Raw genomic sequence first — 13,607 nt, 5'->3', positions numbered from 1 at the left:
GTTTGACCAATCCGCTGGCCCTTGAAGCGACAGTTGCATTCCCACGCGGAGCGCGGGAACGAGAAAAACGTATTCTTTTAAATATCATGTCTCAAACGCGGTTTCCGTTGAAATGCGGCTGAGCGGATTGCTTAAACCGGCGATCGTGCGGCGCCAGACAACCAGATGATTCTGCGGCCTTCAGAGCAAAACCCTGCCCCGGAACGATATAAATGTTTGGTGTTTTAAAGCGTCGTTCCGGGGCGGGCTAAATGGCAGGAGCCATTTCAACAGCCGCAGGCTGGCCCGAAGGGTGAAGGGCATGGATGCCCGGAATCATTGTTTTGCGTGCCGCATAATCATTGCAGTTGGCTGGATGAAGCCGGACGCGCCGAAAAGAGAGGATCGTAAGGAGATACCTCTCCTTGCAGGGGGCGCAGGGGCTTGCCCCGCAAAGGCGTTTCAAACTGAAATACAGTAATCGATTAATGCACAGCCTGAAGTCACACGATGCCACTCCAGGCTGTCGGCCAACACTGGGGCTGGCCGGTTTTTATGCTCGCTACCGCTTACTTCGCCAGCAAATAATTCACCAATAACGGCACCGGACGTCCTGTAGCGCCCTTGGTTTTACCACCGGTATTCCATGCGGTACCGGCAATATCGAGGTGCGCCCATGGCGTGCCTTCGGTAAAGCGCGACAGGAAGCAGGCAGCGGTGGTGGCACCGGCCAGCGGGCCGCCGATATTGGCGATGTCGGCAAAGTTGGAATCCAGCAGTTCCTGATAATCATCTTCCAGTGGCAGACGCCATACTTTGTCACCGCTGTGGCTGGCGGCATTCTGCAGTTCACCGGCCAGTGCTTCGTCGGTGGTGAATAAACCGGAATTAACGCGACCCAGAGCGGCCATACAGGCACCGGTCAGGGTAGCGATATCAACGATGGAGGCCGGTTTAAAGTTGTCGATACCGTAGGTCAGGGCATCGCACAGCACCAGGCGGCCTTCGGCGTCGGTGTTCAGAATTTCGATGGTTTTGCCGGACAAACTGGCGACGACATCACCGGGCTTGCTGGCATGACCGGCCGGCATATTTTCGGCGCTGGTGATCATGCCGATGACATTGATGGCGGGTTTTAATGCCAGCAAGGCCTGCATGGTGCCGAGTACGGAAGCGGCGCCACACATATCGTATTTCATTTCATCCATGCCCAGACCCGGCTTGAGGCTGATGCCGCCGGTATCAAAGGTGATGCCTTTACCCAGAATCATATGCGGCGCGGCGTTTTTATCGGCGGCACCGTTGTATTTCATAATGATCATTTTGCCCGGCTCAGACGAACCTTTGGCAACGGAAACAAAGGCGCCGGCGCCCATTTCTTCCAGCTGATCTTCATCCAGAATGGTCACTTCCAGAGCACCACTGGCGGCCAGTTCCTGTGCCTGTTCGGCCAGATAGCTTGGGGTGCAGATATTCGGTGGCATATTGCCGAGGGTTTTGGCGTAAGCCACGCCCTGAGCCACGGCTTCGCCTTTGTTCAGCGCGGCGCTGACATCGCTGCCCAGCCAGATAATGCTGTCGGGTTGGCGAACGTCGTCATCCTGCTTGCTTTTGGTTTCGGTAAAACGGTACAGCGCGTTGCCGAAGGCCATGGCGCTTTGTTCTGCCAGCCATTCTTCGCTCAGGTTATCATTCGCCAGTTCGTTCAGGGCCAGCGCAATGCTGCCGGAAAAACCGCTGCAGGCGCTGGCGATGGCGTTCAGCACTTTAACCGCGCTGCTGCGGGTCAGGGCGTCTTTACCGGTGCCAACCAGTAATACGCGGCTGGCCTTTACCCCGGCAACGGCAGGCAGTAACAGGGTCTGGGCCAGTTTACCGCTGATGTCTTTGTCATCGATGCGGGCCTGAATAAAACCGTTACTGGCATTATTGATGGCAGCGGCGGCGTCAGACAGCTTGCCTGACTGGTCGAGAGTGACCACAATACAGCTGGCTTGAACATCGGCGGCAGAATTCGTGGAAATCTGATATTGCATGATGGCTCCTGACGGGAAAAGAAAGGGCGGTGTTGCCTGCCCGTTTGACTCAAAGATGCGTTCAAGTGTACGAAAATCAAGGGCGGAACACAGCCGTTTGTTAGCAATAAGGTAAGTATTTTGATTCTTTTCCGTTATCTGGCCCGGGAACTGGCCGGCTCACTGGTGGCAGTGACCACTGTGCTGCTGATGATCCTGATGAGTGGTCGTCTGATTCAGCAGCTGGCAGCGGCGGCGGCCGGTGAGGTGTCGCTGGATATTGTGTTTTTTACCCTGTTGCTGCGCCTGCCGTCTTTTCTGGAAATGATTCTGCCTTTGGCGCTGTTTATTTCCATCCTGCTGACGTATGGCCGTCTGTACGCCGAAAGCGAGATGACGGTACTTACCGCCACCGGTTTTTCGGATAAAAAATTACTCGGTTACACCATGATTCCGGCGCTGTTTCTGACCCTGCTGGTGGCCAGTTTTACTCTGGTGCTGAGCCCCTGGGGGGCGCAGAAAATGGAAAACCTGTATGAAAAACAATCGAAATTAACCGAATTTGAATTACTGGCACCGGGGCGTTTTCAGAGTACCGCTACCGGTTCCCGCGTGACCTATACCGAAGCCCTGTCGGGCGATAAAACCCAGATGCACCAGGTGTTTATTGCTGATGGCAATACGCTGCTTCTGGCTGAACGCGGTACTCAGTATGTGAGTGATGAAACCGGCTCACGCTTTCTGGAATTGCATAAAGGCCGCCGTTACGACCTGACTCCGGGCAGTGCGCAGCTGCAGGTGCTGGATTTTGATTTATACGGCGTAAAAATTGCCGACGAGCCGGAAGAGCGGCGCAAGCTGCGCAAAGAAGCGGTACCAACGCTGGAACTGATCGGCTCGGCCGACCCTAAGCATCAGGCGCAGCTGCAGTGGCGTATTTCATTAATTTTAATGGTGCCTATTGTCACCCTGATTGCTTTCCCGTTATCGAAAGTGAATCCGCGTCAGGGGCGTTTTGCCCGGCTGTTTCCCGCCATTGTGTTGTTTATGGTGTATATCTCGCTGCTGATTGCCATGACCGGCATGATTGAAAAACGTACGCTCAATCCGGCCATCGGCCTGTGGAGTCTTCATATTGTTTATCTGCTGATTGCGGCGGGTTTGTTGTTACTGCCGGAGTGGATTCGCCGGCGCAAGATTAAGGGCCTGTAATGAATCAGCTGGATTCCTACGTCGCACGTAATGTGTTTATGGCCACGCTGGTGGTCATTATTGTGATTGTTGGCCTGGACGCGATTTTTACCTTAGTAGACGAACTCGATCAGCTGAAAGGCGATTATCAGTTTGCTCAGGCGCTGGAATTTATGGGCCTGCGTCTGCCGCGCCGTGCTTATGAATATATGCCGATGGCCTGTCTGATCGGTTGTCTGGCTGGTCTTGGCAGCATGGCCGCCAACAGCGAATTAACGGTAATGCGTGCTGCCGGTATTTCCGTAGCGCGCATCAGTATCTCTGTGCTCAAGCCAATGGCGGTACTGATGGTTTTCAGCCTGCTGCTGGCTGAGTTTGCTATTCCGACGCTGGAGCGTATTGCTCAGTCACAAAAAGCCGTAGCCCAGGGCAAAGGCGATGTACTGTCGAATAAAGGCAAAGGCTACTGGCACCGCGAAGGCTACGATTTTATGCGTTTTACCGCGGTTGAGCCCGGTGGCGTACTGCACGGTGTCACCCTGTATGAATTTGATGTCGACCGCGAGCTGCAGCGGGTACGCACAGCGCAGCGGGCGATTTATCAGCGCTCGCACTGGCAGATGGAAGACGTTCAGGATGTATTGTTGCTGGGGGACCGTACCGAAGTGCGGCGTTTTCCTACCGCTTCATGGGATACCGAGTTAACCCCGGAAAGCCTTAGTGTGGTGATGATACAGCCGCGTGATATGTCGATTTCCAACCTGTTCAGCTATACCCGTTATCTGGCTAAGCAGGGGCTGAATGCCGACAATTATTTATTATCCTTCTGGCGTAAGGTCACGCAGCCTTTAGGTACTTTTGCGCTGGTGATTCTGGGTATTTCTTTTATTTTCGGGCCGTTGCGCGCCGTGACGCCGGGTTACCGGATTTTCTCCGGTATTCTGGTTGGTCTGGTGTATAAATACGCGGAGGAATTATTGGCACCGGCCAGCATTGTGTTCGGTTTTGCGCCCATCTGGGCGAGCATTATTCCGATTGTCGGCTGCTTTTTGCTGGGTGTATTGCTGATGCGTAAGGCAGGGTAGGCGCCCCGGCCAGTTTGGGATAGCGCGGGGCGTGGGCAGTGCCGGAAGGGCGTTTATTTCATGTTCTTCGGGATATAAACCATACGCGTCAGAGAGGCGATGTCGTGCCAGCTGCGTTGTTGTTTATCAAACAGCATCCACCAGAAGCCGAGGCCCACAAACAACAGCGAGAAAAAACCAACCCCGGTGCGCAGCATACATTGGCTGAGCTGAATGCCAGTGCCGTTATTGTTTTTGTTGTTATCGCTGTTGTCGTTCAGTAGTTTCAGTCCCCAGGCTTTCATACCAATGGTCTGGCCGCCACGACGCCAGGAATGGCTGTAATAAAGAAAGCAGATAGTAAACATGACGGACATCGACATCGCCGGGCTGAGACGCACAAACTCCGGACTGCCGATGATTTTGGATACAGCGGTGACCAGCAGGCCGCCGAGCATAATATAAAGAGCAATCAGAACCAGAGCATCGTAAGCCAGCGCCGCAAGACGGCGGGAAAGCGGAGCGGTCGGGTAATTCTGATCAGACATAACAACACCTGTAACGGTCGGCAAAGAACAGGCGCGCATCATAGCAAAAGAGCTGCGTCCTGACTGCCAAAGCAAGCCGCAGACGGGTAAGAAAGCGTCAGCTGTGCACTTTGCCCGCTGACAGCCCGATGTATAAGGGCAAGTGATAAGGACAATTTGTGAACAAACAACAGGCCTGGGTTCTGGCCGCACGACCCAAAACCTTACCGGCGGCACTGGCACCGGTATTACTCAGCCAGAGTATGGCGGCAGCGGCCGGGGGATTTTCCTGGTCGCTGGCGCTGGTGATTCTGCTGTGTGCACTGGCACTGCAGGTGGCGGTGAATATTGCCAATGACCTGTTCGATTTTCAGCGTGGCATCGATGAAGGCGTGCGCCTTGGTCCGGCGCGGGCAGCACAATCGGGCTGGCTCAGTGTGCGTGAGCTGCAGGGCGGGCTGATTCTGAGTTTATTGCTGGCTGTTATCAGCGGTGGCTGGCTGGTATTGCAGGGCGGCTGGCCCTTTGCCTTGCTGGGGCTGGCCTCAGTGCTGGGGGTACTGGCTTACAGTGCCGGCCCGGTGCCGCTGGCTTCCCATGGCTTGGGGGAGGTGACAGTCTTTCTGTTTTTCGGTTTGCTGGCAGTGTGCGGCAGTTATTATCTGCAGCGCCAGACATTGCCGCCGGATGTGTGGCTGGCGGCGGTACAGATGGGTTTGCTGACGGCGGCCATTATGCTGGTGAATAATCTGCGTGACCGCGACAGCGACGCGCTGGCTGGCAAAACCACTCTGGCACTGTGGCTGGGGGAGCGTGCCACCCGGTTGGTGTATGCCGCGCTGATTTTATTGCCCTTTGTCTTGTTACCGACGAATATTCTGAGCTTTGTCTGGTGTGCGTTGCCGGCCGCACTGTGGCTGGTGCTGCGCATCTGGCGGCGTTATGGCATAAAGCTGAACCGGCAGCTGGCTCAGACCGCGTTGTTTTGTCTGTTGTTTGCATTGCTGCGTGCGTTTGATTTTCTCGCGTTTTAAACCGCTCAGGGCGACAGATCAATATTCAGAACGATTGCAAAGGTTAGACTTTCAGCATCGTTATTATGAACACAGGCAGGAGAGTTAAATGGTTAATTTAGGTGATATCCGTCGGCAATACACTCAGGGCCGGTTAGACGAACAAACGGCAGCGGCCGACCCTATGACCCAGTTTCATGCCTGGTTTGAGCAATACCGTGGCACCAACCCACTGGAGCCAACCATTATGACGGTTGCTTCGGTTGATGCCGCAGGCCAGCCCTGGCAGCGTATTCTGCTGCTGAAGGCCTACGACGAAAATGGCTTCGTCTTCTTTACCAACTACGACAGCAACAAAGGGCTGCATTTTGCGGCTAACGCTCATGCCAGCCTGCATTTTTTCTGGATTAATCTGGAGCGTCAGGTACAGGTGCAGGGGCTGGTGGAAAAGATCAGCCGCGCCGAGGCTGAAGCCTATTTTCACTCCCGTCCACGGGAAAGCCAGCTCGGTGCCTGGGCGTCAGCGCAAAGCCGTCCCCTGGCCGACCGCGCTACGCTGGAGGCTAAGTTTGCTGAGGTATCTGAGCAGTACGCCGGGCAGGACGTACCGCTGCCGGATTACTGGGGTGGCTATCGCCTGAAACCTGCGCGTATGGAATTCTGGCAGGGTGGTGAGCATCGTCTGCATGACCGGCTGGAATATTCTATGGCAGCCGGTGAATGGAAAAAGCAGCGCCTGAATCCTTAAGATAAAAATGCTTGAAATAAAAAAGCCCGGAATTTCCGGGCTTTTTTACGTTCAGGCTTTAAATGCCACGAAAAAATCAGATCTTCGCCATTAACGCTTCGGCCTGAGGAATATAGCTGCCACCAAACAGCAAAGCATGATTTAACAGATGATAGAGCTGATACACCGGGCGGCGTTTTTCGTAGTTGGCAGATAACGGATTGATACTTTCATAACCGTCGTAGAATTTTTTCGGGAAGCGGCCGAATAACTCGGTCATCGCCAGATCGGTTTCGGCATCGCCGTAATAGCTTGCCGGATCAAATAATACCGGGTAAGACAATTGTTTATCCGGATTAAAGCCAATATTACCCGACCATAAATCGCCGTGCAGTAACGAAGCATCAGGCTGGTGGCAGGCCAGTATCTCACTGGCGCGCTGTAAGGCTTTCTGACTGTGCGCCAGGCGGATACCGCGTTCAAGCAGTTGCGCGAGTAAGGGCTGCAGACGCTGGCCGATAAAAAATTCACGCCAGCTTTCCTGCCAGCGGTTGTCCTGAGCGGTTTCGCCACCCCAGGTCATACGCTCGAAACCATAGCCTTTATCCGTGGTGTGGTGGTGCATCTGCGCCAGTTGCTGCCCGGCACTGAACCAGTCACCGTGTACTGCCAGAGGTATATGCTGCAGGATAAGATATGCCATCGGCTGGATATCTGGCTGTTTAACTGAGCCGAGTGCCAGTGGTGCGCAGGCTGCGATGGTTTGCGTGGCCATCATCCGCAGCAGGCATTCCTGTTCAGCGGCAAAGCGCGGCAGATAAGCCAGCTCCTGGCATTTAATAAAAAACGCGCCAGCGGCCGTCTGCACACTGAACTGCAGCTGATTTTTATGTTGATGGCGGCTGAAGCCGCGCAGATCGGCTGCGGAAGGAAACAGCAGCCTGTTATTTACCGCATCGGCCAGAACATCGCGGAGTAATGGCTGAGCTGTATGGTCGTCATGGTAACCGGGTGCACGCTCATCAAGGGCAAAAGCATGGTTCATAGCACAACACTCTGACGGTTAAACAGTTGTACAGTGTATGGCGGTAAAGACAGAAATAATGCTTAGCAGTTAACACTTTCATACCCTGGGCTGAGCATTTTATGGGGCTTTTACCAAGAGATTACGTTCCGGTTACGGAGTGTTAACAGAATATTGATCGCCACTTCTTTCGCACGTTTACGGTTATAAAAAGAAGTAACAGAAAAGCATCGTAAGAAATGCACCGCTACAGCGACAACAGGCAGAGAGTTTTAACCCGTGGCGTGCACAGGCCCTATAAAGGAACAGTAATGAATCAGCCAGCATCTCCCCAACCGCAAAACAATAACAGTGACGGTAATAAAAATATCCCGGCCGGAGAACCTCCGGTATCGGGCAGATTGCAGCCAGGGCAAAAGATACCCGCCTTTGAATTACCGGCGTTGGATGGCACTGTGTTCAGCAGCACGCAGTTGCTGGGAAAACCTGCCTTGCTGGTGTTCTTCCGCTTTGCTGCTTGTCCATTCTGCAATTTACGTTTACATCGCCTGTTGCAGTTGAAAGCGCAACTGCCAGAGGATTTTCAGGTGGTGGCCGTGTTTGATTCCTCGCTGGATGATCTGCGGACCTATTCAGAACGCCATGATTCAGCTTATCCGATTCTGGCGGATGCCAAAGCCCGCGTTCACCGTCGTTTCGGTGTGCAATATTCCTGGCTGGGGGTGGTTAAAGGAATGTTGTTGCGCTTGCCGACTGTGCTGTATTCCATGCTGGTAAAAGGCTACTGGCCGAGCGCTTTCAGTGGTGCATTACACACCATGCCGATGAACTTTTTTATAGATGCCAATGGCGTGATCCGGCGGGCGTATTATGGCCGCGACGAAGGTGATCATCCGCCGCTGGATGATGTATTGGCTTTTGCCCATCAGCAGACTGAGGCGTTACAGAGCCCCGATTAATTCATTGGAGAGAACACAGTGGTCGTCTGAAATGGTTTATTAATAACCATCGGTTACTTAATATAGGGCGATCAAAATGCCCCGGGTGGGCCGGAGGAACACATGAAATACCCCATTCTGGCAGCCGGAGCGGTAACGGTTCTGATTTTACTGGTGGTGATCCCTGTGTTGCTGAGCAGCTGTGCCAGTAACCGTACGCAGAGCAGTATTCAGAGCGAACGGCTGCAACAATCACCACAATACCTGCCTGCAGAAAAGCAGTTTGTGAATCCGGTGCCGCGCCCGGCACAGGGGCTGAAAGAGGTCGCCGGAATATTCTGGGAGCTGGCGACCCGCAAACATCCGCGCTCGGTACCCTCACAGGCCATTCCGGTGCGCTCATTCAATGCCGAAGAGCTGCAACAGCTGCCTGCCGGAGAACATCGCGTATACCGCATCGGTCACTCAACCCTGCTGCTGGCACTTAATGGCGAACTCTGGCTGCTGGACCCGGTATTCTCCGAACGTGCCTCTCCGGTGCAGTGGGCAGGGCCCAAACGCTTTCATCAACCGCCTATTGGGCTGGACGAATTACCCGCACTGACCGGCATTATAATTTCCCATAACCATTACGATCATCTGGATGAAGCCAGCATCCGTGCACTGGCCGACCGGGCAGAAGGCTTTTATGTACCGCTTGGGCTTGGCCAGTATCTGCGTGACTGGGGCGTAAGCGAAGAGCGTATTCATGAACACGACTGGTGGCAGGAAACCCGGGTTGGCGACACCTTATTAGCCGCGACTCCGGCGCAGCATTTTTCCGGCCGTGGCGTGCTGGACGGTGATGAAACCCTGTGGGCATCCTGGGTGATTATCCGCGACGATAAACGTTATTTTTTCAGTGGCGACGGCGGCTATTTTGACGGCTTCAAAAGTATCGGCGAGCGCTACGGCCCGTTCGATTTAACCATGATCGAAAACGGCGCTTATAACCCGCGCTGGGCGCATGTGCATATGATGCCGGAGCAAAGTGTACAGGCGCATATCGATTTACGTGGTAAACAGATGCTGCCCATCCATAACAGCACCTTCGACCTGTCGATTCATGCCTGGTACGACCCGCTGGAACAGGTACGGCAGCAGGCCGAACAACGCAATATTGCGCTGGTTACACCGATCATTGGCGAAGGTGTGATTATCGGCAGCGAACAACGTTTCAGTTACTGGTGGCAGCCGTTAATTGAAGAGGAGATTGCAGGGCAGGGAAATAAAAATCAGGAAATGGTTGCGGAAGAGGGGGATAATAGTCGTTTGGCTCAACTGCCAATGGTTCAGAAAACGCTGGGAAAAGCGACCGAGCTTTGACTGCGATACTCCCCGAAATTGCAACCGGCAGGCTGTGTCTTTATGGATAGATAGTTGCCTTATATTCTCGGCATCTCTCTATCTGTATTTTCTGTGGTAACGGCAGCATCAGGAAAAAATTGATCTGCTGTCGGTTGTTTCTATTTCCTTCTCCCTCTGAAAGGCTGTGTCATATACAGAGTTGCTGTTCTCGCATATTCTTCGTTGCTCATATTTCCTTTTATCGGCAGGGAATGTGTTGGCGTAGGTAATACATCGTTAGATGAGGAAACATATCCTCCGCCAGTCAAAGCGTTTGTTCCTACCCGTTTTTTATCCCTTACAGGTGAGGTGCATCGCCCGTTTGCTAACCGGCGGTCGCTGGGCAGACTCTTGAATACATTGCTCATATGATGGTTGACCCTGGCTTGTTCTTTGGGGCTAAGGGTTTGATACATATGTTCTACCCGTGATTTAGCCTCCTCACGTTGACTCTCCCAATGATCTTTAATCTGACTGGCCTTAATCTTTTTGGCGTCAACCGCCTGAGACGCCAGGTTTCCGGGTGCCATGCTGGCTACGGTCAGTGCTCCGAAAGTAACAGACGCTACACCTGGCGTCATATCGTTGTCGCGCAGCATATCGACGGTGGTCTTTCGCAACAGGTCGTGAGCTTGTTTCTGCTTGGTGGTTTTTACATTCGACCCAGAATGCCCGGCGCTCCCGCCACCATTAACTTGCGGCACAGACAATATCGTTTGGGCCGTATCCGTTCTCGCACCGTCACCCGCTTTCAGAATTGAATCAACATTGGATTCGTAAAATTTTTCTCCTTTTAACGGGTTTGGAGCCGTGCTGGGAAAGGCACTCAGCCCATTGCCCAGCTGAGTCCGGTTCCACAGGTGATCGGTTGTATCTGTTGTGATCCCCGACTCATGATAACCAGAGCTATATCCATGGACCGTAGGGTTTGATTCAAAACGGAATGCCCCTTTGGTGATTTTTTTCTTCTTAATCGGCAACGGTTTAAAATCAAAAAAACCTCCGCGTTTTTGTTGCACCAGGGTCAGAGTGTTGTCATCCAGTGCTCTGTATGACGGTTTTCCATGATGAACAGTTTTTTGTTTTTTAATGCCTCCTGCACCCGATGTTTTGGACAATTTATGCTTTGAAGCCACGTTCTTCTGTATGACCTGCTTTTTCTTGGCTTTCTGCTGGTTGTTTTGAGGTGGCATTCCGTTATCTCTCAGAGTTCATTACTCTCGTTCTGTAGCAATCCATGTTCCAGAAAAATATGAATAAAAACTGCCGTTGGCTGCAGAGGGTGGGGCGAAAAAGCCCCATTTGAGCAGGAAAGTGGGGTTTAAATATCAGCATGGTGCTTAATGTTAATCACGGCTACTGGCGCTCGGCTGGTCGTTGCCGAACATTGATTGATTATAAATAAGTCAGTATCTTCATCTGTCACAACATCTAATCGCAGCAGGCATCGCTAAGCGATGAATGCTCAAGTGATACAGGGAAGAAAGGCCGTCAGAGAGGCGGGCAGATGACTATGGATGACTTTTCACCTTCAGATCTGAAAACCATATTGCACTCCAAAAGAGCCAATATTTATTACCTGCAATATTGCCGGGTGTTGGTGAACGGTGGGCGTGTGGAGTACGTCACCGATCAGGGTAAGAAATCTCTCTACTGGAATATCCCGATTGCCAATACCACGACCATTCTGCTTGGCACCGGCACTTCAGTTACCCAGGCAGCGATGCGTGAGCTGGCCAAGGCGGGTGTACTGGTTGGGTTTTGTGGTGGTGGCGGTACTCCGCTGTTCAGCGCGAATGAAATGGATATCGAAGTCGCGTGGTTTTCCCCTCAGAGTGAATACCGGCCAACGGAGTATTTACAGGGCTGGGTGAGGTTCTGGTTCGATGATGAGCTGCGTCTTCAGGCTGCCAAAACGATGCAACTGGCACGGCTTCGGCGGCTTAAAGAGGAGTGGTGCAGGCGTTCTTTTCAGGATCAGGGCTTTAACGTTGATACCGTAAGGCTCAACCAGTTACTCGCTGGCAGTGAAGAAAGAATACCGCAGCAGAGGGACACAACTGGTTTACTTACAGAAGAAGCCCGCCTGACCAAAGCGTTGTTTAAACTGGCAGTCGATACGGTCAATTACGGTGATTTTACCCGCGCCAAACGAGGTGCAGGCACCGATCCTGCCAACCGCTTTCTTGATCACGGCAATTATCTGGCGTATGGCCTGGGCGCTACTGCCACCTGGGTTTTAGGTTTACCGCATGGTTTGGCGGTATTACATGGTAAAACCCGGCGTGGCGGTCTGGTATTTGATGCCGCTGATTTAATTAAAGATGCCTGCATTCTGCCGCAGGCGTTTTTATCGGCCATGCGTGGTGACGATGAACAGGCATTCCGTCAGAACTGCATTGAAGCATTGGCGCGCAGTGAATCTCTTGATTTTATGATTGATACCTTAAAAAACGTTGCGATCAGCACTGCGGGTAAGGGCGTGGCATGAACGTTCTTTTCGTCTCCCAGTGCAGTAAGAATGCTTTAAAAGAAAGTCGCCGTATTCTCGATCAGTTCGCCGAGCGCAGAGGAGAGCGTACCTGGCAAACCGCCATTACGCTGGATGGATTGAATACCTTACGTAAACTCTTACGCAAAACGGCGCGTAAAAATACAGCGGTTGCCTGTCACTGGATTCGCGGCAAAGACCATAGTGAGCTGATGTGGATTGTCGGCGATGCCAGCCAGTTCAATGCCAAAGGTGCAACGCCAACCAATACTACGGCGCGTAATGTACTGCGCCGTGAAGACGAAAATGACTGGCATACCCTTGAAACTATTCGTGTACTGGCGCAGTTGGCGGGGCTGTTGCACGATTTAGGTAAGGCCAGTATTGCGTTTCAGCAGCGCTTAAAAGGATTGCGCACAGAGAAAAACCTTTATCGCCATGAATGGGTGTCACTGCGTTTATTTCAGGCATTCGTCGGCACTGATACTGACGAACAATGGCTGCAGCGACTGGCCGATGAAACCGCCGATGATCATGAGCTCTGGACTTCCGCTGGCCGCTACTGGCGCGATGGTCTGGATGCCGGAGAAGAGAATCGACACCCTTTCCGCAGCCTGAATGCTCAGGCACCATTGGCTGCGGCTCTTGGCTGGCTGGTCGTTACTCACCATCGCCTACCGCTTAAACCGGCCAGAGATAGCACTGGTAAACAACAGTGGTTCGGTGCCCGGGATGAGCGTCCGGCCCTGCATGAACTTCCGGAGCTGTTATCGAAGGTTGCTCACGACTGGAACGAACAGGCACAGGATGCAGAGCAGAAGCATAAAGAAGCCTACTGGGCTATCGAGGGCGGAACCGATTCTTTACCCGCGGTTTCACCCATCTGGCGCAAGCAGGCAGCTAAACTGGCGAAGCGCTTTTTATCGCTGCAGCAAACTCACAGCGAAGACTGGCTGGATAATCCTTATGTAATGCATCAGGCGCGGCTTTGCCTGATGTTGGGAGATCATCATTATTCCAGCCTGGGTTTAACTGCAGCCGATAAACCTGTTGCCGGGCGAGCACCTTTTTTACAGGCTGATCAAACACTGGCTGCGAATACCACGTATAAAAAAAATGGTCAGCGGGTGGTAAATCAATCCTTGCTTGAGCATTTATTAGGGGTTGCACAGGGGGCCGCATCCATCGCCCATGCATTACCCGGTTTTGAACGTTATTTGCCACGTTTGGCCAATCATCGGGGCTTAAGAAA

Annotated in this window: 12 protein-coding genes; 8 read left to right on the top strand and 4 right to left on the bottom strand. The window is 52.8% G+C overall.

The window, feature by feature from the left end; genetic code table 11:
* Positions 1–548 precede the first annotated feature (548 nt).
* Positions 549–2,015: a leucyl aminopeptidase gene (locus LGT44_RS00925; RefSeq protein ID WP_225691786.1), complete on the bottom strand. Its 1,467-nt coding sequence runs from the start codon at positions 2,013–2,015 to the stop codon at positions 549–551.
* 120 nt (positions 2,016–2,135) lie between these two features.
* Here LGT44_RS00925 and lptF point away from each other — a divergent pair, with 120 nt between their 5' ends.
* Both lptF and lptG read left to right on the top strand, forming a co-directional pair.
* Positions 2,136–3,206: an LPS export ABC transporter permease LptF gene (gene lptF / locus LGT44_RS00920; RefSeq protein WP_230331705.1), complete on the top strand. Its 1,071-nt coding sequence runs from the start codon at positions 2,136–2,138 to the stop codon at positions 3,204–3,206.
* Complete coding sequence (gene lptG, locus LGT44_RS00915) at positions 3,206–4,270, top strand: LPS export ABC transporter permease LptG (protein WP_230331704.1); 1,065 nt, start codon at positions 3,206–3,208, stop codon at positions 4,268–4,270. Before lptF ends, lptG begins: the two co-directional genes overlap by 1 nt.
* A 53-nt stretch (positions 4,271–4,323) precedes the next feature.
* Here the strand turns inward: lptG and LGT44_RS00910 are convergent, their stop codons facing one another.
* Positions 4,324–4,797, bottom strand: coding sequence for an RDD family protein (locus tag LGT44_RS00910; RefSeq protein ID WP_230331703.1), 474 nt, complete (start codon positions 4,795–4,797; stop codon positions 4,324–4,326).
* A 158-nt stretch (positions 4,798–4,955) separates the two neighbouring features.
* Here LGT44_RS00910 and menA point away from each other — a divergent pair, with 158 nt between their 5' ends.
* Together menA and pdxH are read left to right on the top strand one after the other, a co-directional pair.
* Entirely contained in the window at positions 4,956–5,810 is an 855-nt protein-coding gene (gene menA, locus LGT44_RS00905) for a 1,4-dihydroxy-2-naphthoate octaprenyltransferase (protein WP_230331702.1), read from the top strand.
* Between the two features lie 88 nt (positions 5,811–5,898).
* Positions 5,899–6,537 carry a pyridoxamine 5'-phosphate oxidase gene (gene pdxH / locus LGT44_RS00900; protein WP_230331701.1) on the top strand — a complete coding sequence of 213 codons (639 nt, stop codon included), beginning with the start codon at positions 5,899–5,901 and terminating at the stop codon, positions 6,535–6,537.
* Positions 6,538–6,613: 76 nt separating this feature from the next.
* On the opposite strand, the gene LGT44_RS00895 is transcribed toward pdxH, so the two are convergent.
* Complete coding sequence (locus LGT44_RS00895; RefSeq protein ID WP_230331700.1) at positions 6,614–7,561, bottom strand: fructosamine kinase family protein; 948 nt, start codon at positions 7,559–7,561, stop codon at positions 6,614–6,616.
* A 290-nt stretch (positions 7,562–7,851) separates the two neighbouring features.
* On the opposite strand from LGT44_RS00895, the gene LGT44_RS00890 reads away from it, so the two are divergent.
* The gene (locus LGT44_RS00890; protein ID WP_225691792.1) at positions 7,852–8,499 is read left to right on the top strand and encodes a peroxiredoxin-like family protein; all 648 of its coding nucleotides are present in this window, start codon (positions 7,852–7,854) and stop codon (positions 8,497–8,499) included.
* 102 nt (positions 8,500–8,601) lie between these two features.
* The gene (locus LGT44_RS00885) at positions 8,602–9,843 is read left to right on the top strand and encodes an MBL fold metallo-hydrolase (protein ID WP_230331699.1); all 1,242 of its coding nucleotides are present in this window, start codon (positions 8,602–8,604) and stop codon (positions 9,841–9,843) included.
* Positions 9,844–9,983: 140 nt separating this feature from the next.
* Here the strand turns inward: LGT44_RS00885 and LGT44_RS00880 are convergent, their stop codons facing one another.
* Entirely contained in the window at positions 9,984–11,057 is a 1,074-nt protein-coding gene (locus LGT44_RS00880) for a hypothetical protein (protein WP_230331698.1), read from the bottom strand.
* A 320-nt stretch (positions 11,058–11,377) separates the two neighbouring features.
* On the opposite strand from LGT44_RS00880, the gene cas1f reads away from it, so the two are divergent.
* Together cas1f and LGT44_RS00870 are read left to right on the top strand one after the other, a co-directional pair.
* Positions 11,378–12,355 (top strand): type I-F CRISPR-associated endonuclease Cas1f, encoded by a 978-nt coding sequence (cas1f, locus tag LGT44_RS00875; protein WP_230331710.1) that lies wholly within the window; start codon positions 11,378–11,380, stop codon positions 12,353–12,355.
* Positions 12,352–13,607 (top strand): CRISPR-associated endonuclease Cas3'' (locus tag LGT44_RS00870; protein WP_230333498.1); only part of this gene is annotated, 1,256 nt, incomplete at its 3' end. The genes cas1f and LGT44_RS00870, both read left to right, overlap by 4 nt.

This window comes from Thalassolituus alkanivorans, from assembly GCF_020447205.1.
In the GTDB taxonomy this organism is placed as follows: Bacteria; Pseudomonadota; Gammaproteobacteria; order Pseudomonadales; family Oceanobacteraceae; genus Venatoribacter; species Venatoribacter alkanivorans.
Note: the sequence above shows the minus strand (reverse complement) of the source record. Positions and strands in the feature narration are given on the sequence as shown.